The sequence below is a fragment of the Xanthomonas sacchari genome, assembly GCF_040529065.1.
Taxonomy (GTDB): domain Bacteria; phylum Pseudomonadota; class Gammaproteobacteria; order Xanthomonadales; family Xanthomonadaceae; genus Xanthomonas_A; species Xanthomonas_A sacchari.
In genome coordinates this window covers 4029053-4055806 of record NZ_CP132343.1, presented here as the reverse complement: position 1 = coordinate 4055806, position 26754 = coordinate 4029053, and the positions used below count along the sequence as shown (strand labels likewise).

The window sequence follows — 26754 nt, the reverse complement described above, 5'->3', positions numbered from 1 at the left end:
CGGCCGGTGTTTTCTGGGGTCGACGGGCATCATCGCGGTCGCGCGCGGATCAGGCAATCGCCGCGCGCGGCGCCAAGCAGGCGGGGTTCATCGCCCCGCGCCACCAGACGCTTGCGGGGCCTCCGCGCCAGGCCGCTTGTCCGCGCGCGGCGGGAACCGTATGATGCACGCCCCCGGTCCGCCGGGGACCACCCGGGAAGGTGGCAGAGTGGTTGAATGTACCTGACTCGAAATCAGGCAGGCGTTTATAGCGCCTCGGGGGTTCGAATCCCCCCCTTCCCGCCAGTTCTCGCGTCTCGCGCTTCCGCGAGGCCGCGTCTCCAGGGCATGTCCCTGCTCCGCGCCGGGCCGGCAAACGACGCTGGCGATGCCATCCGCGCTTGTCGGTAGCCCCGGATCAATCCCGTGTCCCCGCGCCGCGATGATGCCTCAGCGGTCCGTGCGCGGCGGCAAGCCAGCATGCTGGCTTGCCGCCCTGTCGCAGGCCAATCACCACAGCCCCTGCGCGTGGTGTGCCCCCGTTGCGTTCGCCGCTTGAACCGATCCTGCTCGCTACGAGTGATGCGGTCGACTGGCTCGCCGCTGCGGTGCGTCGTCGGGCCTGGACCCGTCGCGTCGCAGGCGCTCCCACCCTGAGTCGGACAAGCCCGTTCTCCCGGTTCATCCGTCGTCCAGCGGTCGTGTTCGCATGCTGTCGCCCCCTGGTTTCGGCATCGGCGCAATGGACAGTCGGGTTGGCTTCGAGCGTGCGGATCGACATGCCGACGCGTGTTCCGGCGTCACCAGGGCGTTGCAGCGCGCGCAGGCGATGAAAACGGTGAGCGCAGCTGGGCGCCCAGGATCGCGCCGGTGTTCCTCCTTCATCACGATGTGCATCCTGCTGTTTGCCGCGGTTGGTGCCACGGCCCAGCGCGGCGCTGCGGCGCCGATATCGGACGCCCCGGCGTCCGCGCGCGCGGCAGGGTTCGGGCTCAGCGAACGCCCGGATGCCTATGTCGTCGACACCGGTGCGGGGTTGACCTTCGCCGTGCGGCGCATCGCCGGCCGTAGTGGATTGCAGAGCGCGGGCGGCCTGTGTTCGCTGCGCTGGCAGGGCGTGGAGTACCAGGATCCGGCCAAGGACAGCCACGTCAACTCGGGTTTCGCCGGCCTCTACGCGGATGCCGGGCCGGTCGCCGTCGAGGCGCGACAGCTCGATGCCGACACGATCCGGGTGACGGTGCGCTCGGGCGATCTGGTCCATTACTACCTGGCCCGGCGCGGCGAGCCGCGCATCTACATGGCCGACCGCTTCGGCAGCGAACCGAAGCCCGGGTTGCTGCGCTTCGTCGTGCGCGTGCCCTGGGCGCTGCTCCCGCATGGCCCCGAACCCGCGAACCTGCACGGGACTGACCGGACGATCGAGGCGCACGATGTGTTCGCCCGCCCGGACGGGCAGACCCGCTCGAAGCACTACTCCAACATGCGGCTACTCGACTGGCGCTACTTCGGCGCGACCGGTGCGCATGTCGGGATGTGGATGGTGCGCGACGACAACGAGGGCGGCTCCGGCGGCCCGTTCTACCGCAGTCTGCTGGACCAGGGCACCGTCGACCAGGAACTGACCTATATCGTCAATTACGGCGAAGGCCAGACCGAGCCGTTCCGCACCGGCGTCCTCGATGCCTATACGCTGGTCTTCACCGATGGTGCGCTGCCGGGGCCGGTCGATACCGGCTGGTTCGCCGGTGCGGACCTGGACGGCTACGTGCCGCCGGCGGCGCGCGGCGCGGTGGCCGGTACGGCACGCGGCCGCGATCGCGCCTTTGCCTACACGGTGGGTTTCGCCTCGGCGCAGGCGCAGTACTGGACCGGCGTCGGCGCGGACGGGCGTTTCGAACGCAGCGGCATGCTGCCGGGCGTCTACCGGGTGACGCTCTACAAGAACGAACTGGCCGTCGCGCAGGGCGAGGCCACGGTGGCGGCAGGCCATGCCGTGGCCACCGGGACGCTGCGCGCCGACGATCCGGACGCCGTGCCCGCGTTGTGGCGGATCGGGCGCTGGGACGGCTCGCCGCGCGAGTTCTTGAATGGCGACAAGGTGACGACCATGCACCCGTCGGACGTGCGCATGGCGAACTGGCGGACCGCGCCGTTCACGGTCGGCGCGTCGTCAGCGGCGCAGGACTTTCCTGCGTATCAATGGCAGAACGTGAACAACGCACTGCACGTGCGCTTCGTGCTCGAGCGCCTGCCGGCGGTGCCGCCGACGTTGCGCATCGGCATCACCACCGCCGCTTTTCATGGGCGCCCGGTGCCCGCGATCGGCGGGTGGCAGGCGGCGGTTCCCACGGCGTCGCAGCAACCGACCTCGCGCACGCTGACGGTGGGCACCTATCGCGGCAACAACACCGTCTATCGCTTCGTCATCCCGTTGTCCGCGTTGAAGGTCGGGAGCAACGACCTGACGTTGAGCGTCGCCAGCGGTCAGCACGGGCAGGGTTTCCTCAGTCCGGGCGTTTCGTACGATGCGATCGATCTGATCCAGGACGTGCCGGCGGGCGTCGCTGCGGCGCGCTGACGTCCGTACTCCGCTCCAGGCTGGCGCGCCGCCGCGACGCAGCGCCGACGCCGTCTTAAGGCAGAGCCGTTACACTGGCGCGACTTCTGTTTTTGGTGTCTGCCATGTCCGAAATCCTGGTGCCCGTGTCCTTCGGCGAACTGCTCGACAAGATCGCCATCCTGCAGATCAAGTCCGAGCGCATCGAGGATCCGGGCAAGCTGGCCAATGTGCGCGCGGAACTGTCGGCGCTGGAAAAGACCTGGATGGCGCATCCGGCGGCCGGTGGCGACGTGGCGCGCCTGCGCGCGGAGCTGAAGGCGGTCAACGAGCGCCTGTGGGTGATCGAGGACGAGATCCGGATCAAGGAGAAGGCGCAGGCCTTCGACGAGGAGTTCATCCAGCTGGCGCGCAGCGTGTACTACGAAAACGACGAACGCGCGCGGCTCAAGAAGGAGATCAACCTGGCGCTGGGCTCCAGCTACGTGGAAGAGAAGTCCTACCAGGACTACCGCAACGCGTCGGCGTGAGGGCGTTGACCGGGAGGCGTTGCCGCCTCCCGGAACGCCGCGCTTCTCAGTCGCGCGCCACCAGCAGGCCGGTCAGGCGCCGCACCAGCGGCAGGACCAACAGCAGGGTGGGGAAGGCGACCAGCCAGGACAGCGCCCAGGTGCCGAGCCAGAGCGTGCCGACACCGGGCGCGAGCCCGACGCTGCGCAGGGTGCTGATCATCGAGACGATGCAGGTCATCAGCACCGACAGCAGCAGCGGTGTCACCCACGCGGCATGGCGCGGGGACAGCTTGCGGGAAAACAGCGGGGAACGTGACATTGCGGACTCTCCGTAAGCCGGTCGATCGAAGGCGCCACCCGCCAGCGGCCTGCCAGGCCCGGGCGGGAAACAGCCCCGGACGGATCCGGCGCAGTTGGCGCGTTGATTGACGTAAACGCTTACGGCGGCTCCTGCAGGCCGGGTCGGCGGCAGGACGCGCGGCGGATGGTAGAGCGATGCCAGCGCCGCCGCAACTGGCCTCAGTGGCCGTGGTCGGCGCGGTAGCGCTCGAACGCGGCGATCGCATCTTCCACGCCGATCAGTTCCATCACGCCATCGAATTCGATCTTGCTGCCCCACTTCAACTGCGCGGCCGGCTTGCCCAGGTATTTGCGCGCAGCCGCGTCGTACTTGTCCACGCAGTAGCGGATATCCGAATACGGGCCGCTGCGGCGCGGGTTGCTGGCCGCGTGCAGGCCCAGCACCTTGGTTCCCATGGCGTTGGCGATGTGCATGGGGCCGGAGTCGGGTGTCATCACCAGTGCGGCGCGCTGCAGCAGCGCCGGCAGTTGCTTGAGCGTGTCACGGCCGACCAGGTCGAGCACCGGCGTGCGCGCCGCCGCGACGATGGCGTCGGCGGTGCCGCGCTCCAAGTCGCTGCGGCCGCCGCACAGCACCACCCGCCAGCCCTGCGCGGCGGCATGGTCGGCCACCGCGGCGTAGCGCTCGGCATACCAGTTGCGACGCTGGTGGCTGGAGCAGGGCGAGATCAGCAGCGCCGGCCGGCCGTCCTCGGGCCATTGCGCGCGCGCCCAGGCATGGGCGTCCTCAGGCACCGGCAGGTCCCAGCGCACCTCGGTCTGGCGCAGGCCCAGCGGCTCGCAGAAGCTGCCGATCGCCTCCAGCACGTGGATGCCGGGGCGGTCGGGGATGCGCTCGTTGACGAACAGGCCGTGCAGATCCTTGGAGCGGCTGCGGTCGTAGCCGATGCGGCGGCGCGCCGGCACGAACGCCGACAGCACGTTGGCGCGCAGCGCCACCTGCATCTGCAGCAGCGCATCGAAGCCGTGTGCCGGCAGTTCGCGGCGCAAGGCGCGCATGCCGGCCAGGCCGCTGCGCTTGTCGTAGGTGTGGAACACCACGCCCGGCAGGCCGTCCAGCAGCTTGTGCCCGGCCTTGTCGATGATCCAGTGCAATGCCGGCGCCTGCGGCCAGGCGCGCTGCAGGGTCCGCACCAGCGGCACCACGTGGGTCACGTCCCCCAGCGCCGACAGGCGCAACAGGCACAACGAAGGGAGCGTTGCCGGCATGGTGTTGTTAGACTCGCTGGATGGTTGCATTCGACGCCACCGAAGCGCTGACGCCGTACCGCGAGGGCCGCGGCTACGGGGCCATTCTGTTCGACCGCGAACGACTGCGGCAAGCCGAACCGACGCTGTTCTCCGCCGCCGCCTGGGGCGAACGTGCGCGCCCGGTGGATGCCGGCGGCCGCGGCGGTGCCTGGTTCGTCGATGCGCCGTTCGGCAGTTGCGTGTTGCGCCAGTACCGTCGCGGCGGGCTGGTCGCCAAGCTGGTCCGCGACCGCTACCTGTGGACCGGCGCCGACCGCACCCGCAGCTTCGCCGAGTTCCGGCTGATGCGCGCGCTGATCGCGCGCAAGCTGCCGGTGCCGCGGCCGCTGGCGGCCTGCTATCTGCGCCAGGGGCTGCGTTACCGCGCGGCGATCCTGATGGAGCGGCTGGAGGGTGTGCGCTCGCTGGCCGATCGTGCGCATCTGGCCGGTCGCGGCGCGCCGTGGGAGGAGGCGGGGCGGCTGATCGCGCGCTTCCATCGCGCCGGCCTCGACCACGCCGACCTCAATGCGCAGAACATCCTGTTCGACGGCAACGGCCGCGGCTGGCTGATCGATTTCGACCGCGGCGTGCTGCGCATTCCCGCCACCCGCTGGCGCGAGCGCAACCTCAAGCGGCTGCGTCGTTCGCTGCTGAAGCTGCGCGGCGAGCGCAGCGTCGATGCGGTGGAGAAGGACTACGCGCGCCTGCGCCGCGCCTACGACCTGGCCTGGGAGCGCGGCTGCTGATGACGGACTGGGCGCTGCGCTTCCAGGGGGTGGGCAATGCCTCGGCGGTGGCGCTGGGCTCGCCGATGGCCACCATCGAGCGCGATGGCCGGCCATGGCTGACCATCGACTGCGGCGGCGAGGGCCTGACCGCCTACCAGGCGCACTATGGCGCGATGCCGCAGGCGCTGTTCGTTACCCACGTGCACCTGGACCACGTCGCCGGCTTCGAGCGGCTGTTCGTGGACAGCTATTTTTCCGCGCGCCGCGGCAAGGTGCGGCTGTATGTGCCGGCCACGGTGGTGCCGCTGTTGCACCGGCGGGTGGCCGATTATCCGAACGTGCTGGCCGAGGGCGGCGCCAACTTCTGGGATGCGTTTCAGCTGATCGTGGTGGGCGATGCGTTCTGGCACGAGGGCGTGCGCCTGGAGGTGTTCCCGGTGCGTCACCACTGGCCGGAGACTGCTTACGGCCTGCGCCTGCAGGGCGCGCTGGTGTGGAGCGGGGATACCCGGCCAATCCCGGAAATGCTGAACCGGTATGCCGACGACGGCGAACTGGTGGCCCACGACTGCGGTCTTCACGGCAACCCGTCGCATACTGGGGTCGACGACCTGGAGCGGGAATACCCCGCCGAGCTGCTGCAACGGACCATGCTCTACCACTACGCCAGCGACGAGGATGCCGAGGCGCTGCGCGCGCGCGGCCACCGCGTGGCGCGGCCGGGCGAGCGCGTGGTGCTGTCCGCACCGCGCGCGCCGCAGGTACCGGCGGGATGAACGCGCTGCCGCGTCCGCCGCTCGCGTCGGCGACGCCGGCGGACCGGCGCGGGCGGCCGTTGCGCGACCTGCGCCTGTCGGTGATCGAGGCCTGCAACTTCCGCTGCGGCTACTGCATGCCGGCCGACAAGGTGCCGGACGACTACGGCTTCGACGCCGCATCGCGGCTGTCGTTCGCGCAACTTGAGACGGTAGCCCGCGCCTTCGTCCGCAACGGCGTCAACAAGCTGCGCCTGACCGGCGGCGAGCCGCTGCTGCGCCGCGATCTGCCCGAGCTGGTGCGGCGGCTGGCGCGCATCCCCGGGGTGGACGATCTGGCCATGACCACCAACGGCACGCTGCTGGCGCGGCATGCGCAGGCCTTGCGCGAGGCCGGCCTGCGCCGGGTCACGGTCAGCCTGGATGCGATCGAGCCGGCGGTGTTCCGGCAGCTGTCCGGCGGCCGTGGCGAGATCGCGCAGGTGCTGGAGGGCATCGACGCGGCGGTGGCGGCCGGGCTGGGGCCGGTCAAGCTCAACTGCGTGGTCCAGCGCGGCATCAACGACGACCAGGTGCTGCCGTTGCTGGCGCATTTCCGCGGCAGCGGCCACGTGCTGCGCTTCATCGAATACATGGACGTGGGCACCTGCAACGCCTGGCGTCGCGAGCGGGTGGTGCCGGCCGCCGAGTTGCGCGACCGCATCGCCGCGCGCTGGCCGCTGCAGGCGCTGGCGCCGCACTATTCCGGCGAGGTCGCCGCGCGCTATGCCTTCGCCGATGGCGGCGGCGAGATCGGCTTCGTGACTTCGGTCAGCGCGCCGTTCTGCGGCGACTGCCACCGCGCCCGGGTTTCCGCCGACGGCCATCTCTACACCTGCCTGTTCGCGGGCGAGGGCACCGACCTGCGGCCGGCGCTGGCCGGCGGCGAGGAGGCGCTGGCCGAGCGCGTGCGCGCGCTGTGGGAGCGCCGCGACGATCGCTACAGCGAACTGCGCGGTGCGGCGTCGGCCACGCGCGGCAAGCATGTCGAAATGTTCCTGATCGGCGGTTGAGTCATGGACGCCGCGGTGCAAGACGCGCTGGTCGCGCTGGAGCTGGAATTGCTGGAGCCGGCGGTGCGCGCCTCGGCCGAGCGCGTGGCCGAACTGCTCGACGACGCCTTCGTCGAGTTCGGCGCCTCCGGCCGCCGCTTCGACAAGTCGGCAGTGCTGCAGGCGTTGGCGGCGGAGTCGGGCGCATTTCGCTACCGTGCCTTCGACATCGATGTGCAACTGCTGGAGCTGGAGTTGGCGCATCTGCGCTATCGCAGCGAGCGCAGCGGCGGCGGCGAGCCGCCGCGGCAGGCGCTGCGTAGTTCGCTTTGGCAGTATCGCGACGGCCGATGGCGCATGCTGTTCCACCAGGGCACGCCGATCCCCGGCGGCGCCTGAAGATCGCGCCGTGGGAGCGGCAGCGCAATCCATGACCAAGAAGACCTCCGCCACGCCCGCGCGCGCAGCCGCGCCGGCGCTGACCCACCTGGACCCGCAGGGGCTGCCGACCATGGTCGACGTCTCCGCCAAGGCCGCCACCGCGCGCGTTGCGGTGGCCGAGGCGCAGGTGCGCTTTCCCGCGGCCGTGGCCGCGCAATTGCGCGCCGATGCGTTGCGCAGCGCCAAGGGCGGCATCGTCGACACCGCGGTGATCGCCGGCACCATGGCGGTCAAGCGCACCCACGAACTGATTCCGTTCTGCCATCCGCTGCCGATCGACGGCTGCCGCTTCGCCATCGACTGGCGCTCGCCGCAGGTGCTGGGCATCGAATGCACGGTGCGCACCGTGCACCGCACCGGCGTGGAGATGGAGGCGCTGACCGGTGCCAGCGTCGCTGCGCTGACCGTCTACGACATGTGCAAGGCGCTGACCCATGCGATGACCATCGGCCCGGTGCGGCTGGTCGGCAAGCGTGGCGGCAAGCGCGACGTCGGGAGCATGGCATGAGCGCAGAGGTGAGCGTGCTGTACTTCGCCAGCCTGCGCGAGGCCGCGGGCCTGGAGCGCGAACAGGTGCGCACCGATGCGCCGGACCTGCGCGCGCTGTATGCCGAACTCGATGCCCGCCATGGCCTGCGCTGGCCGCTGGATCGGTTGCGGGTGGCAGTGGACGGCGCCTTCGTCGGCTGGGACGAGGCGGTGCGCGACGGCAGCGAAGTGGTGTTCATCCCGCCGGTCTCGGGAGGCTGAGCCATGTCCACCGAACCGCGTTTCCGGCTGGACGACCACCCGCTCGACATCGCCACGCTGCGCGCCCCGCTGGCGCACGCCCAGGCCGGCGCCTACGCCAGCTTCGAAGGCTGGGTGCGCGATCACAACGACGGCCGCGCGGTCGACGGCCTGCACTACGAGGCCTATGCCGCGCTGGCCGAGGCCGAGGGCCAACGCATCGTCGACGAGGCCGTGGCCCGCTTCGCCATCCTCGACCTGCGTTGCGTGCACCGCGTCGGCGAACTGGCGATCGGCGACCTGGCGGTGTGGGTGGGCGTGGTCGCTGCGCATCGCGGCGCGGCGTTCGACGCCTGCCGTTACGTCATCGACGAGGTCAAGGCGCGCGTGCCGATCTGGAAGCGCGAACGCTACCGCGAGGGCGATGCGGGGTGGTTGCATCCGGAGGCGCAGGCGACGTCGCGCGGATAGCGGCGTGCGCGATCGAGATCGAGGCTGATCATTCGTCGTCTTAGAAGGGTGGTAACCCCGCCGGCTGACCGCGCCGCGCCAAGCATATCCTGCCGCCGCAAAGATCTCTGTGCCGTCGCCACGGCCGGAACGAATGACAGGCCGGGATGGCTGTTGCTTTCTGCAGACGCAGTCTGCTGCTTGCGATCGAGGGCTGATCGTTCGTCGTAGAAGGGTAACCCCGCCGGCTGACCTCGGCGCCCGCGTCGATCGATATGCGCCGAAGTAGCGCCGCCGGTGCAGGGATGCCTGCGCCGTCGCCACGGCCGGTGCCAACGACTAGCCAGGGGCACGAAGCTAGCCGGGCGCGGTGTGTGCCGCAAGGACGCTCATGCTCGGTAGGGCACATCGCACAGGCGAGAATGTGTCCATGCGGCAGGCAGCGTTGCGGTAGGAGGGTGGTAACCCCGCCGGCTGACCTCGGCGCCCGCGTCGATCGATACCGTTGCTGCCTTCCGGCCCTGGCGGGGTTTTCGACCTAGCGTCGCGAGGGGCCGACGGGGCCACCATAGAGACGAAACCGCGCCAGTGGCGCGGTCTTTCCCTTTGAGTTCTTACGCCATGGGCGAAGCAACTCTGCGAGGGAAGCGCATTCGAATCTGGCGGAGAGAGGGGGATTCACTCGGCATCTTCGATGCCTCGCCCTTCGGGCGGCTTCGCCGTGCAGGTGGCTACGCCACCTGTCGAACCCGGGGGTTCTCACCCCCTCCCAGGCGCCGGCGAAACTCACGCGACTGGGCCATCTCAACACTTTCAATCTGGCGGAGAGAGGGGGATTCGAACCCCCGAAGCGCGGTTTAGACGCTTACACACTTTCCAGGCGTGCTCCTTCAACCACTCGGACACCTCTCCGGGTCTTGCGCGGGCCATGCGGTCCGGGCAAGGGCGGGAATTCTAGCCGTCATGGCCGCCGTTCACAAGGCGAGCCGCCGCGGCCGCGCTGACCGGCGTCAACTTTGCCCTGTTCATCGTCACAGGTGGCCCTGCGCCGGAGGCGGCGCGCGTCGGGACGGCGGCTGAGCGGGCGACTGAACGATCGCGGTGGCCCGGCGTGGCACAATGGTGGTTCAGATGAAGACGGTCGCCTGATGTCCTATCTCGTTCTCGCCCGCAAGTGGCGCCCCAAGCGTTTCGCCGAGTTGGTGGGGCAGGAGCATGTGGTCCGCGCGCTCACCAACGCGCTGGACAGCGGCCGGGTGCACCACGCGTTCCTGTTCACCGGCACCCGCGGTGTCGGCAAGACCACCATCGCGCGCATCTTCGCCAAGTCGCTGAACTGCGAGCAGGGCACCAGCGCCGACCCGTGCGGCCAGTGCGCGGCCTGCCTGGACATCGACGCCGGCCGCTACATCGACCTGCTGGAGATCGACGCCGCGTCCAACACCGGTGTGGACGACGTGCGCGAGGTGATCGAGAACGCGCAGTACATGCCCTCGCGCGGCAAGTTCAAGGTCTACCTGATCGACGAAGTGCACATGCTCTCCAAGGCGGCGTTCAACGCGCTGCTGAAGACCCTGGAAGAGCCGCCGGAGCACGTGAAGTTCCTGCTCGCCACCACCGACCCGCAGAAGCTGCCGGTGACGGTGCTGTCGCGCTGCCTGCAGTTCAACCTCAAGCGTCTGGACGAGGAGCAGATCCAGGGGCAGATGACCAAGATCCTGGCCGCCGAGCAGATCGAGGTGGATGCCTCGGCGATCGTGCAGCTGGCCAAGGCCGCCGACGGCAGCCTGCGCGATGGCCTGTCGCTGCTCGACCAGGCCATCGCCTACGCCGGCGGCGCGCTGCGCGACGACGTGGTGCGGACGATGCTGGGCACGGTCGACCGCACCCAGGTCGGGGCGATGCTGGACGCGCTGGCCGATGCCGACGGGCAGCGGCTGCTGCAGGTGGTGGCCGGGCTGGCCGAGTTCTCGCCCGACTGGGGCGGGGTACTGGAGGCGCTGGCCGAGGCCCTGCACCGCATCCAGGTGCGGCAGCTGGTGCCGGGCGCGGCCACGCCCGCGCTGGACGGACTGGACCCGGCGCCGCTGGCCGAGCGCCTGCGGCCGGAGATCGTGCAGCTGTGGTACCAGATGGCGCTGAACGGGCGCCGCGACCTGTACCTGGCGCCGAGCCCGCGCGCCGGGTTCGAGATGGCGCTGCTGCGCATGCTGGCGTTCCGGCCGATGGGCGCCGCGGCGCTGCCGGCCGGCACCGCGACCGGTGCGGCGGCGCAAGGACACGGCACTGCGCCGGCCGCTGCGGCCAGTGCGCCTGCTGCGCCGGCCGCGGTGGCTGCCGCTGCCCCGGCGGCGCCTGCCGTTGCCGCGCCGGTTCCCGCTGCGCCCGTGGCGGCTGCGCCCACCGCCGCAGCGGCCCCGCTGGATCCGCCCTGGGATCCGCCGGCAGCACGCCCGGCGCCGTCCGCGCCCGTCGCGACGCCGGCGCCAGTGGTGGTCCCGGCCGCCGCCGCCGAACCGGAAATGGCGATGGTGCCGCCGCTGGCGCCGCCGCCGCGCACCCATGCACCCGTGTCCGATACGCCGCGCGCGCTGCACAGCGCCGAGGACTGGCTGGAGCTGGTCGCCGATTGCGGCCTGAACGGCCCGTCGCGGCAGCTCGCCGCCAATGCCGCCTTCGTCAGTCATGCCGAGGGCGTGCTGCGCCTGTCGCTGTCGCCGGGCTTCGAATACCTGCAGTCCGAGCGCTCGCTCGGCGAACTGGCCGCGGCCCTGGCCGACGCGCTGGGCCAGCGCCCGAAGATCGTCATCGAAAGCGGCATCGCGGTCGATGCCGAAACCCTGCATGAGCGCTCGCACCGGCAACGCGGCGAGCGCCAGAACGCGGCCGAGGCCGCGTTCATGAACGACCCGGCGGTGCAGGCGCTGATCCAGCAGCAAGGCGCGCGGGTCGTTCCCGATTCCATCCGTCCCTACGATGAGTGAACCACGATGCGCGGCAATATCGCCCAACTGATGCAACAGGCGCAGAAGATGCAGGAAAACCTGCAGCGCGCCCAGGAAGAACTGGCCAAGCTGGAAGTCATCGGCAGCGCCGGCGGCGGCATGGTCAACGTGACCCTGACCGGCGCCAAGGAGTGCCGCAAGGTGCGGATCGATCCGAGCATCCTGGCCGACCAGGAAATGGCCGAGGACCTGATCGCCGCCGCCTTCAACGATGCGTCCAACAAGATCGATGCCGAGTCCAAGGCGCGCATGGGCGCGGCCACCGCCGGCATGCCGATCCCGCCGGGCATGAAGCTGCCGTTCTGAGAGGCCGGGATTGGGGATTCGGGATTGGGGATTTGCGGTTTTTCGCGAGTGCGCTGCCCTTCCTGCTTCGGTGAATTCCTCTTGTAGGAGCGGCTTCAGCCGCGATGGGCATTACCGGTAAAACTCCTCGCCGCTGAAGCCGCCCCTACGAAAACATCGCGTGACAGCGATGCTTCTTTTACGAATCCCCAATCCCCACTCCCGAATCCCCACCCACAATGAGCTCGCCGCTGCTCGAACAACTGATCGATGCGTTCCGCGTGTTGCCTGGCGTCGGCCAGAAGACCGCGCAGCGCATGGCCTACCACGTGCTCGAGCGCGAGCGCGAAGGCGGGCAGCGGCTGGCCGAGCGGTTGCACGAGGCGATCGAGCGCATCGGCCATTGCGCGCAGTGCCGCGATTTCAGCGAAACCGAGATCTGTGCGATCTGCGCCAGTCCCGCCCGCGATCGCCAGCAGCTGTGCGCGGTGGAATCGCCGGCCGACCGGTTGGCGATCGAGCACGCCACCGGCTACCGCGGCCTGTACTTCATCCTGCAGGGCCGGCTGTCGCCGCTGGACGGGATCGGCCCGCGCGAACTGGGCTTGGACCGGCTGGGCGCGCGGCTCGCGCAGGGCGAGGTGGCCGAGCTGATCATCGCCACCAACTCCACGGTCGAGGGCGAGGCCACCGCGCATTACCTGGCGCAACTGGCGCGCCAGCACGGTGTGCGGCCGAGCCGGCTGGCGCAGGGCCTGCCGCTCGGCGGGGAGCTGGAGTACGTGGATCGCGGCACGCTGTCGCACGCATTCGGCAGCCGCAGCGAAGTGCCGCGCGCCGGCGCCGGCGAGTAAGCGCCGCACGCGGCTGCGGCGCGACGCCGAATTGGGCTATAACGGCGGCCCCTTCTTTCGTTCCGGGCGCGCTCCATGGACACCATCTTCGGCAAGATCATCCGTCGCGAAATTCCGGCCAGCATCGTCTACGAGGACGACGCCGTGCTCGGTTTCAAGGACATCGCGCCGCAGGCGCCGGTGCATGTGCTCTTCATCCCCAAGCAGGTGGAGATTCCGACCCTGGACGACCTGGCGCCGGAGCAGGCGACCCTGGTCGGCCGGCTGGTGCTGGCCGCGGCCAGCTACGCGCGCGAGCAGGGCCTGGCCCAGGACGGCTACCGGGTGGTGATCAATTGCCGCGAGCACGCCGGGCAAACCGTGTTCCATCTGCACCTGCATCTGCTCGCCGGCGCGCCGCTGGGACGCTTCGGCACGCCCTGAGTCGCGCGGCCGGCGCCAACCGGCAGGTATGTATAAAAAAACGCCGCTGGGATCAGCGGCGTTCTTCGTTGCGGCAGAAACGCAGGGCTTACCACCAGCCCCAGCGCGGGCCCCACGGACCCCACGGGCCGCCCCAGGGGCCGTACGGGTAGGCGGGCACCACTTCGACCTGGCGCACCACCGGCCACAGGTAGACCACGTCCGCGTCCATCTTCGGCAGGCGGTAGTCGTAGTCGCCGATGCGGGTGTTGTCGTAGCCGGACACGTGGCCGATGAAGGTCACCTCGCGGCCGGGCTCGAACACCGCCGGATCGTAGAAGCCGGCGCGGCAGGCGATGAAGCGACCATCGCTGGCGTCGGCCGAATCGCTGTCCGGGCGGCCGCTGGCATTGAGCGGACGCGACAGCATCTGGAAGCAGGTCTGGCCCTGGCCAGGCGTGGTCTTGATGATCTTGCCGCCCCAGCGCACCGGCGCGCCGGCCTGCTGGCCGGCGACCGAGTCGCGCGGGCTGACGGGCGCGAACTGGCCCTGCAGCGGCTTGGGGGCGGTGGCGCAGGCGCCGAGCGCCAACGCAGCGATCACGGGGAACAGCAGGCGAATCTTCATCGGGATGCTCCAGTGGGCGGACGGTGCCTGCGCAGGTCGCGCAACAATGAAGCGCTGTCCGAATCAGCGCCAGCGTAGCGCGCATCGGCGAAACGCCGGCTGAGCGGAATCAGGCTCGCATCGCCGGTTTCCCGCTGCACGCGCGCGGCCCAGGTCAGTGCCGGTTCGTGCGGGTCGCGGCCCAGCCCGCGCCGGGCGTAGCGTCGGCCCAGCGCCCGCCAGGCGCGCAGCAGCGGATCGCGTTCGCGCTCGCCGCGGGCCAGCCACCAGGCCATCGCGCCCAGCAGCACAGCGGCGAATCCGGCGAACAGCGCCACCAGTTGCCCGGGTTCCAACCGGGCGATGCCGAACTGGCTGAGCAGGCGCTGCTGGCGGCTGGCGTCGAAGGACAGTACCAGGTCGTTCCAGCCGCGCCGCGCCCAGTCGGCGAGGTCGCGCCAGCGCCAGTCGCCGGCGCCGCCCTGCGCGCCGGTGCCGCCATCGAGCCGGTCCTCCAGGGTGTCGTAGATGCGTTCCGGCGCCACCGCCGCGGTCGGGTCCACCCGCACCCAGCCGCGTTGCGGCAGCCACACCTCGGCCCAGGCGTGCGCGTCCATCCGCCGCACCACCCAGTAGTCGCCGAAGGTATTGCGGGTGCCGCCGGCATAGCCGGTGACCACACGCGCGGGAATGCCGGCGCCGCGCATCAGCACCACGAATGCCGAACTGAAGTGCTGGCAGAACCCGGCCTTCTGCTGGAACAGGAACTCATCCACGCCGTCGCGGCCGGGTGGCGGCGTCTCCAGGGTGTAGGCGAAGTCGCGGCGGATCCATTGCAGGGCGCGGGCGACGATCGCCGCATCGTCGGCACCGGCCTGCTGCCGCCACTGCCGGGCCAGCGCCAGGGTGCGCGGGTTGTAGCCCGGCGGCAGCGCCAGCGCGCGCTGCCGTTGCGCCGACGCGAGATCGGGCTCGACCCGCTGCGGCAGTGCCGAACGCAGCCGCCAGCGGGTCAGGGCGCTGAGCGGGCGCTCGGTCTGCAGCACGGCGTCGGCCGTCAGCCGGGTGCCGGACGGCGCCTGCCGCGGCAGGTCCAGGGCGACCAATTGCCGGCGGTCGGTCGGTTCCACCTCGAGCTGGTAGTCCCAGCCGCCGGGTGCGAGCTGGATCGGCGGTGCCGGCGCGAAGGCGTTGTCGCGCGGCGCACGCCAGGTCTGGCCATCGAAGTCCCACAGCACCGGCCCGCGCCAGTAGCGCTGCGCCGGCGCCGGCACCGGGCCGAAGAACTGCACGCGCAACGCCGGGGTGTCGTCGGCCAACAGGTCCAGCCACTGCCCCGGACTCATCGTGTCCGACAGGCCGGGTCGGCCCAGCGCACGTTCCGGAACGCCCCACAGCGGCGAGCCCAGGCGCGGGAACAGCCAGAACGCGGCCAGCGCCAGCGGCAGGCCCAGCGCCAGCAGGCGGCCGACGCCGCGCAGTTGCCCGCGCAGCGGCCGCCGCGCGCTGTGGCCTTCCTGGTCGGCCAGGCGCTGCATGCACAGCAACGCCGCGATCACCGCGGCCAGCCCCAGCGCCATCGTCACCGGCCCCTGGTCGAGCAGGAAGGCGGCGAACGGCGCGAACAGGGCGAAGCCGAGCAGGCTGCGCGCATCGCGCAGGCTCTTCAGTTCCGAGGGCTTGATCGCCAGCATCGCCGCCAGCAGTGCGCAGCCGGTGTCGCGGCCGAAGCGCAGGCCGACCTGCCAGTACAGCGCCGCGAGCATGACGGCGACCAGGACCAGGCGCAGCAGCGCCGGCAGCGGCCGCCACGCCGAACTGGCGCCGATCAGCAGCGCCGACAACGCGATCAGCCAGGCCAGGGTGCCGGGCAACTGCAGCAGCAGCGGCAGCAAGGCCAGCAGCGCCGCGCCCAGGGCCCAGGCGCGGCTGACGGCATGCAGCGTCGGCGAGCGCGGCTCAGCCATGCGGCAGCAGCGCCAGCGCGCGCAGGCACAGATGCCGGTGCTGCGGCCCGCGGCCCGGCCCCAGCGCCGGCTGCCCCGGTAGCAGCAGGCGATAGCGACGGCCGTCGCGCTCGGCTTCTTCGACCCAGCGCGCCAGCCGTGCGATGCGGCGTTCGTGCGGCAACGCCGGCAGCGTGCGCCAGTCCAGCACCACGTCCACCCCGATCGGGCGTTCGTACTCGCGCACCAGCAGGGTGTCGCGGCGTGCCGAGTGCTTCCAGGCGATCGCCCGCGGCGCGTCGCCGGCGCGATACGGGCGCAGCTGGTGCAGCTCTTCGCCGAGCGCGTGCAGGCGGGTCTGGGTCGGGGTGCCGGCGCCTGCAGGCAGCGGCGGGCCGTCGGCTTCCGGTTGCGGATAGACCAGCAGCGGGGTGTCCGGCCAGAACCAGGCCCAGGCGCGCAGCAGGCCCAGCGGCTGGGTGGTGGAGACCTGGATGCGTTGCAGGTCGAGCCAGCCGCGACGCTCGGTGGGCACCTCCAGGTCGGCCTCGTTTCGATCGTCGCGGTGCAGGTCGAGGTAGGTGTGCGCGGCGCCGTGGCGCACGCGCAGGCCGCGCCGGCGGCGGCCGTCGGCGGTGGCCAATGCCAGCCGCAGGCGCAGCGGTTGCCCGGCCGCGACCGGCTCGGCCGACAGTGCCTCCAGGCGCAGTCCGGACAACTGCAGATGGGCGACGATGGCGCTGGCCATTGCCGCCGCGCCGAGCAGCATCGCCAGCAGCAGCGCCGGGTTGTTGTTGTAGTTCAGCGCGCCGAGCAGCATCGCCGCCAGCAGCAGTGCCAGGAAGCCGCCGAACGGCGTCGGCAGGATGTAGATGCGGCGCCGGTCCAGATGCACCGGCAGCGCTTCCGGCGCGCGCGGCGCGGCCAACTGCGCCAGTCGCTGCCGCCAGTCGCGCCGCCCGCCCGGCATCGGTGTCAGTCCACCGCGACGCTGTGCAGGATCGCCTTGGCCAGGGCCTGGCCGGAGGCCGATTCCTGTTCGGCCACCAGGCGATGCTCGGCCACGGCCACGAACAGCGCCTGCACGTCCTCGGGCAGCACATGGCCGCGGCCGAGCAGCAGCGCATGCGCCTTGGCCGCGCGCAGCAGGGCGATGCCGGCGCGCGGCGACAGGCCCACGCGTACGCCCGGATGCTGGCGGCTGCGCGCCAGCAGCGCCTGCACGTAGCCGACCAGCGCCTCGCTGGCATGGATCTGCTCCACGCCCTGGCGCAGGGTCGCCATGTCGGCCTCGCCGAGCAGCGGCTGCGCCTGCGCGATCAGGTCGCGGCGGTCGCTGCCGCTGAGCAGCGCGCGTTCGGCCTCGGCGTTGGGATAGCCCAGCGCCAGCCGCAGCAGGAAGCGGTCCAGTTGCGAGTCGGGCAGGGGGAAGGTGCCCGACAGGTCCACCGGGTTCTGCGTGGCGATCACGAAGAACGGCGACGGCAGCGGATGGGTGGTGCCGTCGAGGGTGACCTGCTGTTCGGCCATCGCTTCCAGCAGCGCGCTCTGCGTGCGCGGCGGCGCGCGGTTGATCTCGTCAGCGAGCAGCACGTGGGTGAACACTGGGCCGGGATGGAACTGGAACTGGCGCGACTGCGCGTCGTACACCGACACGCCGAGCACGTCGGCCGGCAGCAGGTCGGAGGTGAACTGCACGCGCTGGAAGCCCAGCCCCAGGCTCGCCGCCAGCGCATGCGCCAGCGTGGTCTTGCCCAGGCCGGGCAGGTCCTCGATCAGCAGATGTCCGCCGGACAGCAGGGCGACAAACGCCATGCGCACCTGTTGCGGCTTGCCCAGGACCAGCGCGTTGACCTGCTGCTGGGCGCGCGTGAGCGCCTCGCGCAACGTATCGGTTAGCATTTCCGGCAAGCGGGGCGGACTAGGCATCGCATTCTCGCAACGGTTTCAGGGAGTTTACGGGCAATGCAAGGGGAACAACGTGCACGCAGCGTCTTCATCGTGCTGTGGACGCTCGTCACTGCCGCCAAACTGCTGGTCGCCGCGCGCCTGCCGTTGTTCGTGGACGAGGCATTCTATTGGCAGGAAGGCCAGCACCTGGCGCTGGCCTACTCGGACCTGCCCGGGCTGACCGCGTGGCTGGCGCGGCTGGGCGTGGCGCTCGGCGGCGATCACCTGCTGGCGCTGCGCGCGCCGTTCCTGCTGCTGGGCGCGGCCGTGCCGTGGCTGATCGCGCGCATCGCCACGCGCTGGTTCGGCGCAGTGGCCGGCTGGCGCGCCGGCAGCCTGGCCTTGCTGATGCCGCTGTCCGGCACCCTGGGCATCCTGGCGCTGCCGGACGTGCCGATGGCGCTGGCGACGATCCTGTGCATCGACGCCACCGCGCGGCTGCTGCGCCAGACCGAGGCGCTGAGCGCGGTGGAGCTGGCGCTGGGCCTGGTCATCGGCGCGCTGAGCCATTACCGCTTCGTCGGCGTGATCGGCGTCGGCGCGATCGCGCTGCTGCTGATCCCGCAGGGCCGGCGCATGCTGCGCGATCCGCAGGTCTGGGTCGCGCTGGCGCTGGGCATGGTCGCCTGGCTGCCGCTGCTGGCCTGGAACGCGGACAACGGCGAGGCCGGTCTCAAGTTCCAGTTGGTCGACCGCCATCCCTGGAGTTTCCAGCCCGCCGGCATCGCCTTCCTGCTAATCCAGTTGCTGCTGGTCACGCCGTTGCTGGCGGTGGCGATGACCAAGGTGGCGCTGATGGCCACGCGCGGCGGCAGCAGCGGCACGCGCGTGCAGTGGCGGTATTTCGGGCTGCTCGGTGGCGTGTCCACGCTGGGCATCTTCCTGCTCGGGTTCTTCACCGACGCCGAGCGGGTCAGTTTCCACTGGCCGCTGCCGGGCTATCTGGCGCTGCTGATCGCCACGCCGGTGATCCTCAACGGCTGGAGCAAGCCGCTGCGCCGCGCGACCTGGCTGCTGGCCGGGCTGGGCCTGGTCGGTGCGTTCGGCTACTACCTGGCGGTGTCGGTGCCGGCGGTGCGCGAGCACACTGCCGGCGACAAGTACTATCCGCGCAACTTCGCCGGCTGGCGGCCGCTGGCCGGCGCGGTGCGTCGCGAACTGGCGAGCATGCCGCCCGGCACCAAGGTGCTGGCGGACAACTTCAAGGTCGGTGCCGAACTCGGCTTCGAACTGCGCGATCCGAACATCCAGGTGCTGCCGCATCCGTTGAACGACAAGCACGGGCGCAGCGCGCAACTGCAGCAGTGGGGCCTGCTCAACGACGGCCACCGCGACGGTCCGCGGCTGCTGGTGCTCTCGCCCAGCGACATGAAGTACCGGCTGCTGCTGCAGCGCTACCACGCGGTGTGCGACCTGGTCGGTCCGCTGCCGCCGCCGCGGGTGGTGTCCAGCGACCACGGCAGCCAGCGTTTCCTGCTGTTCGCGCTGCCGGCGCAGCGTGCGAGCGGGCCTTGCACCACGCCGGCGATGGCCTGGTTCAACACCCCGGACGTGGACGCCAGCGTCGGCCGCCGCTTCGACGTGTCCGGCTGGGCGTTCAAGGACGGCGTGGGGATCGACCGGATCGAGGTGCTGCTCGACGGCAAGGTCGCGGCGCAGGCGCACTACGGCGACGTCTACGACGTGACCAGATTCTGGAAGATCTCCACCGATCCCAACCATCCGAACATCGGTTTCCGCGCCGCCGTCGATGCCAGTGGCCTGGCACCGGGCACGCACTGGTTGGGCCTGCGCCTGCATGGCCGCGACGGCAGCGTCGAGGACTGGTGGGAACAACCGATCGTGCTGCGCCCGCACTGAGCTAGGATGGCGCGCCTTTCCGCCGCCGCGCAGGACCGCACGCCGCCCATGTCCAGTTTCCCCTCCGATCGCCCCGCGGCCGCGCCGCGGATCGCGGTGCTGGTGCCGTGCCACAACGAAGCGGCCACCATCGGCCAGGTGGTGGCCGATTTCGCCACGCATCTGCCCGGCGCGCAGGTCCACGTGTTCGACAACAACTCCAGCGACGCCACCATCGCCCGGGCGCGGGCGGCCGGCGCGGTGGTGCGCGAGGTCGCGCTGCAGGGCAAGGGCAACGTGGTGCGGCGCCTGTTCGCCGACATCGAGGCCGACGTCTACGTGCTGGTCGACGGCGATGCGACCTACGATGCGGCGATGGCGCCGGCGCTGGTCGAGCGGCTGCTGCGCGACGGGCTGGACATGGTGGTGGGCGCGCGCCGCAGCGACGCGGCGGCCGCCTACCGCGCCGGCCATCGCACCGGCAACGTGCTGCTGACCCGCTGCGTCGGCTTTCTGTTCGGGCGCAGCTTCGACGACATGCTGTCCGGCTACCGGGTGTTCTCGCGGCGCTACGTGAAGTCGTTTCCCGCGCATGCCGCCGGCTTCGAGACCGAGACCGAACTGGCGGTACACGCGCTGCAACTGCGCATGCCGGTGGCGGAGGTGGACACCGCCTACGGCGCGCGTCCGGAAGGATCGCAGAGCAAGCTGCGCACCTGGCACGACGGCACCCGCATCCTGTTGACCATCCTGCGCCTGTTCAAGGCCGAGCGACCGTTGCTGTTCTTCTCGCTGGGCTTCGGTGCCTGCGTGCTGCTGGCGCTGGCGCTGGCGGTGCCGTTGTTGCAGACCTACCTGGAGACCGGCCTGGTGCCACGTTTTCCCACCGCGATCCTGTGCTCGGCGCTGGTGTTGCTCGGCGTGCTGCTGCTGGCCTGCGGGCTGATCCTGGATACGGTCACGCGCGGCCGCATCGAGGCCAAGCGCCTGGCCTACCTGGCGATCCCGGCCTGGCCGGTGGACGCGCAGGGCACGCAACGGAGCGACGCCGCATGAGCACGACCGTTGCTGCGGCGGCACTGCCGCGCCCGACCCGCCGCCAGCGCCTGCTGGCTGCACTGGATCGCCGCTTCGCCTTCCACAGCCGCGGCAACGTGATCGCGGCAGGCGTGGCGGTCGCGCTGCTGGGCGGACTGCTGTCGCTATGGCTGGGCCAGGACGCCAACTGGGACCTGCGCAACTACCACCTGTACAACGGCTACGCCGTCCTGCACGGCCGTCTCGGCATCGACCTGGCGCCGGCGCAGATGCAGAGCTACTTCAATCCGCTGCTGGACGTGCTGCATTACGCGCTGTTCGTCGGCTTGCCTGCCCCGCTGGCCGGGTTCGCGATGGGGGTGCTGCACGCACTGGCGTTCCTGCTGCTGGCCGGCATCGTCTGGCAGGTGCTGGATCCGCGGCTGGACCGCGCGCGGCTGGTGCCGTGGCTGGCGCTGGCCGGGCTGTGCAGCGCCGCGTTCCTGTCCGAGTTCGCCGGCACCATGGGCGACAACACCAGCGCGCTGCCGGTGCTGGGCGCGCTGCTCGCCGCGCTGCATGCGCAACGCCGCCAGCAGGCCGCGGGGCAGGGCGTGGCGCTGGGCTGGTGGACGCTGGCCGGCGCCCTGCTCGGGCTGGCGATGGCCTGCAAGCTGACCAATGCGCTGTTCGCGCTGGCCCTGGGCGTGGCCGCGCTGGTCGCCGGCGGGCGCCCGCGGCAGCGGATCGGCGGCGCCGCGGTGCTGACTGCGGTGACGCTGCTCAGTTTCGCGCTGCTCGCCGGGCCGTGGCTGCTGCGGGTGTGGCAGACCTTCGGCAATCCGCTGTTTCCGCAGTTCAACAGCCACTTCCTGGCGCCGCTGGCGCAGCCGGTGGCGGTCAGCGACACGCGCTGGTTGCCGAAGACGCTGTGGGAGTGGCTGACCTGGCCGTTGCAGTTCTCGCTGGCGCCGAACCGGGTCAGCGAGGTGCGCCTGCGGCAACTGGTATGGCCGCTGCTGTATCTGCTGGGCCTGGTCGCGCTGCTGCGCTGGGCGCTGCGGCGTCCGCGCGCCTCCGCGCCGGCGGAGGTGGTCGCGCCGGCCTGGTGCGCGGTGCTGGTGTTCGTGGTGGTGGCCTTCCTGGCCTGGCAGGCGGCCTTCAGCATCCAGCGCTATCTGGTGGTGCCGGAGCTGCTGGCGCCGCTGCTGCTGTGGGTGGGGCTGCGGCGGCTGTTGCCGGCGCGCATCGCCGCGCCGGCGGCGCGTTGGACCCTGATCGCCTGTGCGGCCTTTGCGCTGTACGGCTGGGGCGAGTGGGGGCACGAGCGCTGGGCGCGCGAGGCGTTCCGGGTGCAGGCGCCGCCGATGCCGCAGCCCGAGCGCAGTCTGGTGCTGCTGGTCGGCGATGCGCCGGAGTCCTGGCGCATTCCGTTCCTGCCCGGGCAGGCGGCCTACGCGTCGGTCGCCTCCAATTTCCCGGAAACGCCGGCCTACGCTGCGCGGGTCCGCGAGATGCTGGCGGCGCGCGGGCAGGGCTACGCGATGCTGCCGGCGGAAGTGGATCGCAATGTCGAGCGCCTGCAGCGGCTCAATGCGGTGGCCGCGCGCCTGGGCCTGGATCGCGGCCCCGACTGCGCGCTGATGCGGCGGCTGGCGTATCGCCCGGTGCGCGCGGGCGTGAACGTCGATGCCGGCCGCTGCCGCTGGGTGCTGCTGCCGGAACGGGCCGTGAATGTCGCCGCCGCGGACCGCCAGACCCAGGCACTGGCGGCGCAGCAACTGGCGCGCTACGGCCTTGCGCTGCAGCCGGGGTCCTGTCAGCTCTACGCGTCCTGGGTCGGGCAAGCGCGCTTCCCGTACCAGTGGTGCCGTCTGCAGTGAACTAGGGCAGGGTGTAGCCGGCCTCGCGCAGCAGTTCGGACAGCGCGATCAACGGCAGGCCGATCAGCGCAGTCGGATCCTGGGTCTGGATCGCGCGGAACAGGCTGATGCCCAGGCCTTCGCACTTGAAGCTGCCGGCGCAGTCCAGCGGCTGTTCGGCGGCGACGTAGCGGGCGATGGCATCGGCCTGCAGGTCGCGGAACCGGACCTCGGTGAGATCGCAGGCATGCAGGGTGCGCGCGCCGCGCTGCAGGCACACCGCCGTGTGGAAGCGCACGCTGCGCCCGGACATGGCCGCCAGTTGCGCGTGCGCCGCGGCCACCTCGCCGGGCTTGCCCAGCGGCTGGCCGTCCAGTTCGGCGACCTGGTCCGAGCCGATCACCCAGGCCTCCCCGGCAGTGGCCGCGACCGCCGCCGCCTTGGCCGCCGCCAGCCGCTGCGCCAGCGCCAGCGGCGCTTCGCCGGGCAGCGGGGTCTCGTCGACCTGCGGGCGGGCGCAGTCGAAGGGCAGGCGCAGCCGCTGCAGCAGTTCGCGGCGGTAGGCGGAAGTGGAAGCCAGGATCAGTGGCGGCATTGGCGGTGGGCAGGGCGGCGGTGGCCGGGGCCGGCAGTCTGCGGCGGCCGGCGCGGGCCGGCAAGGCAACCCGGGGCCGGGCGGGGGCGGTTTGACAGCGGCCCCGGCAGTCCTTAACATTCTGCGGCTTATGTCCGCGAACGTGCCCGAACTGTTGGATGCCTGGCGGATGGTCGCAGCGCGCAGGGTCTTCGAAGATCGCCTGCCGCTCTCGGCGATGACCCGTCTGCAAGGCAGCCTGGCCGACACCGAAGGCGAATGCCGCTACACGCTGGAATTCGGCCGCGACGCTGTACTGCAAGTGTCCTATGTCGAATTGAAGATCGAAACCGAGCTGCCGCTGATCTGCCAGCGCAGCCTGCAGCGCTTCCTGCTGCCGGTGTCGAGCGTGCAGCGGCTGGGGCTGATCCGCAGCGAGGAAGAAGAAGCCGCGCTGCCGCCGGATCACGAGGCTCTGCTGGTGCCGGAAGACGGCATGCTGCGGCCGGCCGATCTGGTCGAGGACGAGCTGGTGCTGGCGGTGCCGCTGGTGCCGGTGGCGCCCGGAAGCGAGGCGGTCGATCGCGACTGGCCGGCGACCGAGGAAGAAACGAGCAAGGTCAACCCGTTCGCGGCGTTGGCGGCGCTGAAGAAACAGTAGCGGTCGGTCCGCCTGCCGCTGCCTGAGGTTGTTGCCGGACGCGCGCGTCCTGCGCGACGTAATGACGACAGATGTAAACGAACCGAGTTTGGAGCAATCCCATGGCTGTGCAGAAATCCCGTGTCACCCCGTCCCGCCGCGGCCAGCGCCGTTCGCATGACGCCCTCAGCGCCAAGCAGCTGTCGACCGATCCGACCAGCGGCGAGATCCACCTGCGCCACCACGTCACCGCCGACGGTTACTACCGTGGCAAGAAGGTGATCGCCACCAAGACCGCGCAGGTCGAAGAAGATTGATCCGTGCCCGTCCACCGCGCTGCGGCGGACGGAGTCACCCATCTTCACAGGCCGCGCCGCACCGGGGCGGCCTGCGTAACAGGCAACAGGAACCAGCATGAGCAAGCGGATCTATTCCAGGATCGCGGGCACCGGCAGCTATTTGCCTGAAAAAGTGTTGACCAACGACGATCTGTCGCACATGGTCGACACCAGCGACGAATGGATCCGCAGCCGTACCGGCATCCGCGAGCGGCACATCGCCGCCCCCGGCCAGACCGCTGGCGATCTGGGCTACGAGGCCGCGCTGAAGGCGATCGAAGCCGCCGGCATCGATGCCGCCGAACTCGACATGATCGTGGTCGGCACCACCACGCCGGACCTGATCTTCCCGTCCACCGCCTGCCTGATCCAGGCCCGCCTCGGCGTGGTCGGCTGCCCCGCGCTGGACGTCAACGCCGCCTGTTCCGGCTTCGTCTACGCGCTCAGCGTGGCCGACAAGTTCATCCGCAGCGGCGACGCCAAGACCGTGCTGGTGATCGGCACCGAAACCCTCAGCCGCATCGTCGACTGGACCGAGCGCACCACCTGCGTGCTGTTCGGCGACGGCGCCGGCGCGGTGGTCCTGCGCGCCGACGAAGACACGGGCATCCTCAGCACCCATCTGCATGCCGACGGCAGCAAGAAGGAACTGCTGTGGAATCCGGTCGGCATCGCCACCGGGCTGGGCGACGGCACCGGCGATCCGGCCGCCGGCGGCATCCAGATGAAGGGCAGCGAGGTGTTCAAGTACGCGGTCAAGGCGCTGGACGCCGTGGTCGACGAGACCCTCGAGGCCAACGGCCTGGACAAGCACGACCTGGACTGGCTGATCCCGCACCAGGCCAACCTGCGCATCATCGAAGCCACCGCCAAGCGCCTGGAGCTGCCGATGGAGCAGGTGGTGGTGACGGTGGACATCCACGGCAACACCTCCTCCGCCTCGGTGCCGATGGCGCTGGACGTGGCGGTGCGTTCGGGCCGCGTGCAGCGCGGCCAGTTGCTGCTGCTGGAAGCCTTCGGCGGCGGCTTCACCTGGGGCTCGGCGCTGCTGCGCTACTGAGCCTGTTTCCGCGCCCGGCGCCGTTGGCGGCGTCGTGGTGCGCGATCTCGATCCGATGCCGGGCGCCGTGCGTCGTCTCCACGACGCGCGGTGATGCGCTGGCTCTCATGACGTCAGTACGTCTGCCGCGTGCACCACGATGCGCGGGTGCGGTGCGCCTGCCCGCGCGACCTGCACTTGGATGCGTCGCGTCCTTGCGGTCTCGCATCGCCGACCATGCCCGCTCACTTGCGGAAAGCGCGATCGCCCAGCGTGCCGGTCGGTGCATGCGCGCCCCTCGCGCTGTCGCCTGGATGCCCAATGCTGCTCATGGGGGCGCTGCCTGCGCCGAGATGCGCTCCATCGCCTTGCCTGACCCGCGCGAGCGCAACGCCTTGCGCCCTTGCGCGTCCTGCTCGCCACCTGCGCCGTTCCTACGCGCCGCGTGCGCTTCCGGCCTGATACCGCGCACCACCAAGCCAGGGGTTGCCGCTGCGATGCGGCACGCCAGCCGCCATTTCACATACGCCCGGGTACAGACGCCCGGCCGGTTTCGCCCGTATCATCGCCGCTCGATTTTCGCAGGGCCAACCGCGTGACCGATTCCACACTCGCCTTCGTCTTCCCCGGCCAGGGTTCGCAATCGCTGGGCATGCTGGCCGAACTGGCCGAATTGCATCCGCAGTTGCGCGACAGTTTCGCCGAAGCCTCCGAGGGCGCCGGCGTGGACCTGTGGGCGCTGAGCCAGGGCGGCCCGGAAGAAATGCTCAACCGCACCGAGTACACCCAGCCGGCGCTGCTGGCCGCGAGCGTGGCGCTGTGGCGGCTGTGGCTGGCCGAAGGCGGGGCGCGTCCGGCGCAACTGGCCGGGCACAGCCTGGGCGAATACAGCGCGCTGGTCGCCGCCGGCGCCCTGTCGCTGCACGACGGCGCGCACCTGGTGCGGCTGCGCGGGCAACTGATGCAGGACGCCGCGCCGGCCGGCGTGGGCGCAATGGCCGCCGTGCTCGGCGCCGAGGACGCGCTGGTCGAAGAGGTCTGCGCGCAGGCCGCCGGCAGCCAGGTGGTGGTGCCGGCCAACTACAACTCGCCGGGGCAGGTGGTGATCGGCGGCGATGCCGCGGCGGTCGACCGCGCGCTGGCGCTGCTGGCCGAGCGCGGCGTGCGCAAGGCGGTGAAGCTGGCGGTCAGCGTGCCCTCGCACACCCCGCTGATGCGTGAGGCGGCCAACCGCCTGGCCGATGCGATGCGTGGACTGGCCTGGCAGGCGCCGCAGCTGCCGGTGGTGCAGAACGCCGATGCGCAGGTGCACGAGGGCGTCGAGGCGATCCGCCAGGCGCTCGTCGAGCAGTTGTACCTGCCGGTGCGCTGGACCGGTTGCGTGCAGGCGTTGGCCGCCGGCGGCGCCACCCGCCTGGCCGAGTGCGGCCCGGGCAAGGTGCTGACCGGGTTGGTCAAGCGCATCGACAAGTCGCTCGACGGCCGTGCCCTGGGCACGCCCGCCGAGTTCGCCGGCGCGCGCGAGGCCTGGGCCTCCTGATCGCCGGCCGCCGCGCGGTGCGTGTCGCGCCCGCGCCGGCCTCCTTCTCCTTCCCCGGCGCCATGCGCCGTCCGTCTC

General features: G+C 71.1%; 27 protein-coding genes, 2 tRNA genes and 1 other RNA gene. 21 read left to right on the top strand and 9 right to left on the bottom strand.

Annotation, left to right across the window (positions count from 1 at the left end; translation table 11 throughout):
* The first annotated feature begins 194 nt into the window (after positions 1 to 194).
* From RAB71_RS17095 to RAB71_RS17085, 3 genes are all read left to right on the top strand, one after another.
* A tRNA-Ser gene (locus RAB71_RS17095) sits at positions 195 to 285 on the top strand.
* A 403-nt stretch (positions 286 to 688) separates the two neighbouring features.
* Complete coding sequence (locus tag RAB71_RS17090) at positions 689 to 2560, top strand: rhamnogalacturonan lyase B N-terminal domain-containing protein (RefSeq protein ID WP_100223997.1); 1872 nt, start codon at positions 689 to 691, stop codon at positions 2558 to 2560.
* Positions 2561 to 2664: 104 nt separating this feature from the next.
* On the top strand, positions 2665 to 3069 hold the full coding sequence (locus tag RAB71_RS17085; RefSeq protein ID WP_010341136.1) for a DUF6165 family protein: 405 nt from the start codon (positions 2665 to 2667) through the stop codon (positions 3067 to 3069).
* Positions 3070 to 3115: 46 nt separating this feature from the next.
* On the opposite strand, the gene RAB71_RS17080 is transcribed toward RAB71_RS17085, so the two are convergent.
* The gene (locus RAB71_RS17080) at positions 3116 to 3370 is read right to left on the bottom strand and encodes a DUF2798 domain-containing protein (RefSeq protein WP_010341137.1); all 255 of its coding nucleotides are present in this window, start codon (positions 3368 to 3370) and stop codon (positions 3116 to 3118) included.
* Between the two features lie 200 nt (positions 3371 to 3570).
* Entirely contained in the window at positions 3571 to 4620 is a 1050-nt protein-coding gene (locus RAB71_RS17075) for a glycosyltransferase family 9 protein (RefSeq protein WP_010341138.1), read from the bottom strand.
* A 20-nt stretch (positions 4621 to 4640) separates the two neighbouring features.
* On the opposite strand from RAB71_RS17075, the gene RAB71_RS17070 reads away from it, so the two are divergent.
* The 7 genes from RAB71_RS17070 to RAB71_RS17040 are packed head-to-tail and all read left to right on the top strand — an operon-like array spanning position 4641 to position 8799.
* On the top strand, positions 4641 to 5390 hold the full coding sequence (locus RAB71_RS17070) for a 3-deoxy-D-manno-octulosonic acid kinase (protein WP_010341139.1): 750 nt from the start codon (positions 4641 to 4643) through the stop codon (positions 5388 to 5390).
* A complete protein-coding gene (locus RAB71_RS17065; protein ID WP_010341140.1) occupies positions 5390 to 6148 on the top strand; it encodes an MBL fold metallo-hydrolase in 759 nt (252 codons plus the stop codon). Before RAB71_RS17070 ends, RAB71_RS17065 begins: the two co-directional genes overlap by 1 nt.
* Complete coding sequence (gene moaA / locus RAB71_RS17060; protein ID WP_010341141.1) at positions 6145 to 7179, top strand: GTP 3',8-cyclase MoaA; 1035 nt, start codon at positions 6145 to 6147, stop codon at positions 7177 to 7179. The genes RAB71_RS17065 and moaA overlap by 4 nt, the downstream gene beginning before the upstream one ends.
* Positions 7180 to 7182: 3 nt before the next feature.
* Positions 7183 to 7557 carry a DUF4440 domain-containing protein gene (locus RAB71_RS17055; protein ID WP_010341142.1) on the top strand — a complete coding sequence of 125 codons (375 nt, stop codon included), beginning with the start codon at positions 7183 to 7185 and terminating at the stop codon, positions 7555 to 7557.
* Between the two features lie 31 nt (positions 7558 to 7588).
* The gene (moaC, locus tag RAB71_RS17050; RefSeq protein WP_010341143.1) at positions 7589 to 8107 is read left to right on the top strand and encodes a cyclic pyranopterin monophosphate synthase MoaC; all 519 of its coding nucleotides are present in this window, start codon (positions 7589 to 7591) and stop codon (positions 8105 to 8107) included.
* The gene (locus RAB71_RS17045; protein WP_010341144.1) at positions 8104 to 8349 is read left to right on the top strand and encodes a MoaD/ThiS family protein; all 246 of its coding nucleotides are present in this window, start codon (positions 8104 to 8106) and stop codon (positions 8347 to 8349) included. Before moaC ends, RAB71_RS17045 begins: the two co-directional genes overlap by 4 nt.
* Before the next feature lie 3 nt (positions 8350 to 8352).
* Entirely contained in the window at positions 8353 to 8799 is a 447-nt protein-coding gene (locus tag RAB71_RS17040; RefSeq protein ID WP_010341145.1) for a molybdenum cofactor biosynthesis protein MoaE, read from the top strand.
* Positions 8800 to 9242: 443 nt separating this feature from the next.
* On the opposite strand, the gene ffs is transcribed toward RAB71_RS17040, so the two are convergent.
* Together ffs and RAB71_RS17030 are read right to left on the bottom strand one after the other, a co-directional pair.
* An RNA gene (gene ffs / locus RAB71_RS17035) (signal recognition particle sRNA small type) lies at positions 9243 to 9339 on the bottom strand.
* 258 nt (positions 9340 to 9597) lie between these two features.
* Positions 9598 to 9690 (bottom strand) — tRNA-Ser (locus RAB71_RS17030).
* 236 nt (positions 9691 to 9926) lie between these two features.
* Between RAB71_RS17030 and dnaX the strand changes: the two genes are divergently transcribed.
* From dnaX to RAB71_RS17010, 4 genes are all read left to right on the top strand, one after another.
* The gene (gene dnaX, locus RAB71_RS17025; protein ID WP_104609541.1) at positions 9927 to 11762 is read left to right on the top strand and encodes a DNA polymerase III subunit gamma/tau; all 1836 of its coding nucleotides are present in this window, start codon (positions 9927 to 9929) and stop codon (positions 11760 to 11762) included.
* A gap of 6 nt (positions 11763 to 11768) precedes the next feature.
* Positions 11769 to 12089 carry a YbaB/EbfC family nucleoid-associated protein gene (locus tag RAB71_RS17020; protein WP_010342494.1) on the top strand — a complete coding sequence of 107 codons (321 nt, stop codon included), beginning with the start codon at positions 11769 to 11771 and terminating at the stop codon, positions 12087 to 12089.
* 218 nt (positions 12090 to 12307) lie between these two features.
* Positions 12308 to 12922 carry a recombination mediator RecR gene (recR, locus tag RAB71_RS17015; RefSeq protein ID WP_010342492.1) on the top strand — a complete coding sequence of 205 codons (615 nt, stop codon included), beginning with the start codon at positions 12308 to 12310 and terminating at the stop codon, positions 12920 to 12922.
* A gap of 75 nt (positions 12923 to 12997) precedes the next feature.
* Positions 12998 to 13345 carry a histidine triad nucleotide-binding protein gene (locus RAB71_RS17010; protein ID WP_010342491.1) on the top strand — a complete coding sequence of 116 codons (348 nt, stop codon included), beginning with the start codon at positions 12998 to 13000 and terminating at the stop codon, positions 13343 to 13345.
* A gap of 88 nt (positions 13346 to 13433) precedes the next feature.
* Here RAB71_RS17010 and RAB71_RS17005 read toward each other — a convergent pair whose 3' ends face one another.
* From RAB71_RS17005 to RAB71_RS16990, 4 genes are read right to left on the bottom strand one after another with little or no spacing between them, the layout of a single operon-like run.
* Positions 13434 to 13952 carry a Slp family lipoprotein gene (locus RAB71_RS17005; RefSeq protein WP_010342490.1) on the bottom strand — a complete coding sequence of 173 codons (519 nt, stop codon included), beginning with the start codon at positions 13950 to 13952 and terminating at the stop codon, positions 13434 to 13436.
* On the bottom strand, positions 13949 to 15898 hold the full coding sequence (locus RAB71_RS17000; protein ID WP_010342488.1) for a DUF3488 and transglutaminase-like domain-containing protein: 1950 nt from the start codon (positions 15896 to 15898) through the stop codon (positions 13949 to 13951). Before RAB71_RS17000 ends, RAB71_RS17005 begins: the two co-directional genes overlap by 4 nt.
* Entirely contained in the window at positions 15891 to 16847 is a 957-nt protein-coding gene (locus RAB71_RS16995; RefSeq protein ID WP_041499967.1) for a DUF58 domain-containing protein, read from the bottom strand. The genes RAB71_RS17000 and RAB71_RS16995 overlap by 8 nt, the downstream gene beginning before the upstream one ends.
* A gap of 5 nt (positions 16848 to 16852) precedes the next feature.
* Positions 16853 to 17806 carry a MoxR family ATPase gene (locus tag RAB71_RS16990; RefSeq protein WP_010342485.1) on the bottom strand — a complete coding sequence of 318 codons (954 nt, stop codon included), beginning with the start codon at positions 17804 to 17806 and terminating at the stop codon, positions 16853 to 16855.
* A 36-nt stretch (positions 17807 to 17842) separates the two neighbouring features.
* On the opposite strand from RAB71_RS16990, the gene RAB71_RS16985 reads away from it, so the two are divergent.
* From RAB71_RS16985 to RAB71_RS16975, 3 genes are read left to right on the top strand one after another with little or no spacing between them, the layout of a single operon-like run.
* On the top strand, positions 17843 to 19687 hold the full coding sequence (locus RAB71_RS16985; RefSeq protein WP_010342484.1) for a glycosyltransferase family 39 protein: 1845 nt from the start codon (positions 17843 to 17845) through the stop codon (positions 19685 to 19687).
* Positions 19688 to 19735: 48 nt separating this feature from the next.
* Positions 19736 to 20722, top strand: coding sequence for a glycosyltransferase family 2 protein (locus RAB71_RS16980; protein ID WP_029562016.1), 987 nt, complete (start codon positions 19736 to 19738; stop codon positions 20720 to 20722).
* Positions 20719 to 22566, top strand: a complete 1848-nt coding sequence (locus tag RAB71_RS16975) for a glycosyltransferase 87 family protein (protein WP_010342482.1) — start codon at positions 20719 to 20721, stop codon at positions 22564 to 22566. Before RAB71_RS16980 ends, RAB71_RS16975 begins: the two co-directional genes overlap by 4 nt.
* 1 nt (position 22567) lies before the next feature.
* On the opposite strand, the gene RAB71_RS16970 is transcribed toward RAB71_RS16975, so the two are convergent.
* Positions 22568 to 23140, bottom strand: a complete 573-nt coding sequence (locus RAB71_RS16970) for a nucleoside triphosphate pyrophosphatase (RefSeq protein ID WP_010342481.1) — start codon at positions 23138 to 23140, stop codon at positions 22568 to 22570.
* Between the two features lie 130 nt (positions 23141 to 23270).
* On the opposite strand from RAB71_RS16970, the gene RAB71_RS16965 reads away from it, so the two are divergent.
* The 4 genes from RAB71_RS16965 (at position 23271) to fabD (ending at position 26676) form a co-directional block, all read left to right on the top strand.
* Positions 23271 to 23780, top strand: coding sequence for a DUF177 domain-containing protein (locus tag RAB71_RS16965; protein ID WP_010342480.1), 510 nt, complete (start codon positions 23271 to 23273; stop codon positions 23778 to 23780).
* 101 nt (positions 23781 to 23881) lie between these two features.
* Positions 23882 to 24076, top strand: coding sequence for a 50S ribosomal protein L32 (gene rpmF, locus RAB71_RS16960; RefSeq protein WP_010342479.1), 195 nt, complete (start codon positions 23882 to 23884; stop codon positions 24074 to 24076).
* A 97-nt stretch (positions 24077 to 24173) separates the two neighbouring features.
* Positions 24174 to 25157, top strand: a complete 984-nt coding sequence (locus tag RAB71_RS16955; RefSeq protein ID WP_010342478.1) for a beta-ketoacyl-ACP synthase III — start codon at positions 24174 to 24176, stop codon at positions 25155 to 25157.
* Positions 25158 to 25731: 574 nt separating this feature from the next.
* Complete coding sequence (gene fabD / locus RAB71_RS16950) at positions 25732 to 26676, top strand: ACP S-malonyltransferase (protein WP_010342477.1); 945 nt, start codon at positions 25732 to 25734, stop codon at positions 26674 to 26676.
* Positions 26677 to 26754 lie beyond the last annotated feature (78 nt).

Coding starts and splice junctions, on each gene's coding strand:
- RAB71_RS16985 (WP_010342484.1), top strand. CDS start 17,843: ATGCAAGGGGAACAACGTGCACGCAGCGTCTTCATCGTGCTGTGGACG.
- moaA (WP_010341141.1), top strand. CDS start 6,145: ATGAACGCGCTGCCGCGTCCGCCGCTCGCGTCGGCGACGCCGGCGGAC.
- RAB71_RS17010 (WP_010342491.1), top strand. CDS start 12,998: ATGGACACCATCTTCGGCAAGATCATCCGTCGCGAAATTCCGGCCAGC.
- RAB71_RS17085 (WP_010341136.1), top strand. CDS start 2,665: ATGTCCGAAATCCTGGTGCCCGTGTCCTTCGGCGAACTGCTCGACAAG.
- RAB71_RS17075 (WP_010341138.1), bottom strand. CDS start 4,620: ATGCCGGCAACGCTCCCTTCGTTGTGCCTGTTGCGCCTGTCGGCGCTG.
- RAB71_RS16980 (WP_029562016.1), top strand. CDS start 19,736: ATGTCCAGTTTCCCCTCCGATCGCCCCGCGGCCGCGCCGCGGATCGCG.
- RAB71_RS16965 (WP_010342480.1), top strand. CDS start 23,271: ATGTCCGCGAACGTGCCCGAACTGTTGGATGCCTGGCGGATGGTCGCA.
- RAB71_RS17090 (WP_100223997.1), top strand. CDS start 689: ATGCTGTCGCCCCCTGGTTTCGGCATCGGCGCAATGGACAGTCGGGTT.
- RAB71_RS17040 (WP_010341145.1), top strand. CDS start 8,353: ATGTCCACCGAACCGCGTTTCCGGCTGGACGACCACCCGCTCGACATC.
- RAB71_RS16970 (WP_010342481.1), bottom strand. CDS start 23,140: ATGCCGCCACTGATCCTGGCTTCCACTTCCGCCTACCGCCGCGAACTG.
- RAB71_RS16995 (WP_041499967.1), bottom strand. CDS start 16,847: ATGCCGGGCGGGCGGCGCGACTGGCGGCAGCGACTGGCGCAGTTGGCC.
- RAB71_RS17005 (WP_010342490.1), bottom strand. CDS start 13,952: ATGAAGATTCGCCTGCTGTTCCCCGTGATCGCTGCGTTGGCGCTCGGC.
- RAB71_RS17000 (WP_010342488.1), bottom strand. CDS start 15,898: ATGGCTGAGCCGCGCTCGCCGACGCTGCATGCCGTCAGCCGCGCCTGG.
- moaC (WP_010341143.1), top strand. CDS start 7,589: ATGACCAAGAAGACCTCCGCCACGCCCGCGCGCGCAGCCGCGCCGGCG.
- RAB71_RS17055 (WP_010341142.1), top strand. CDS start 7,183: ATGGACGCCGCGGTGCAAGACGCGCTGGTCGCGCTGGAGCTGGAATTG.
- RAB71_RS17045 (WP_010341144.1), top strand. CDS start 8,104: ATGAGCGCAGAGGTGAGCGTGCTGTACTTCGCCAGCCTGCGCGAGGCC.
- RAB71_RS16975 (WP_010342482.1), top strand. CDS start 20,719: ATGAGCACGACCGTTGCTGCGGCGGCACTGCCGCGCCCGACCCGCCGC.
- RAB71_RS16990 (WP_010342485.1), bottom strand. CDS start 17,806: ATGCCTAGTCCGCCCCGCTTGCCGGAAATGCTAACCGATACGTTGCGC.
- rpmF (WP_010342479.1), top strand. CDS start 23,882: ATGGCTGTGCAGAAATCCCGTGTCACCCCGTCCCGCCGCGGCCAGCGC.
- RAB71_RS17080 (WP_010341137.1), bottom strand. CDS start 3,370: ATGTCACGTTCCCCGCTGTTTTCCCGCAAGCTGTCCCCGCGCCATGCC.
- RAB71_RS16955 (WP_010342478.1), top strand. CDS start 24,174: ATGAGCAAGCGGATCTATTCCAGGATCGCGGGCACCGGCAGCTATTTG.
- recR (WP_010342492.1), top strand. CDS start 12,308: ATGAGCTCGCCGCTGCTCGAACAACTGATCGATGCGTTCCGCGTGTTG.
- dnaX (WP_104609541.1), top strand. CDS start 9,927: ATGTCCTATCTCGTTCTCGCCCGCAAGTGGCGCCCCAAGCGTTTCGCC.
- RAB71_RS17065 (WP_010341140.1), top strand. CDS start 5,390: ATGACGGACTGGGCGCTGCGCTTCCAGGGGGTGGGCAATGCCTCGGCG.
- RAB71_RS17070 (WP_010341139.1), top strand. CDS start 4,641: ATGGTTGCATTCGACGCCACCGAAGCGCTGACGCCGTACCGCGAGGGC.
- RAB71_RS17020 (WP_010342494.1), top strand. CDS start 11,769: ATGCGCGGCAATATCGCCCAACTGATGCAACAGGCGCAGAAGATGCAG.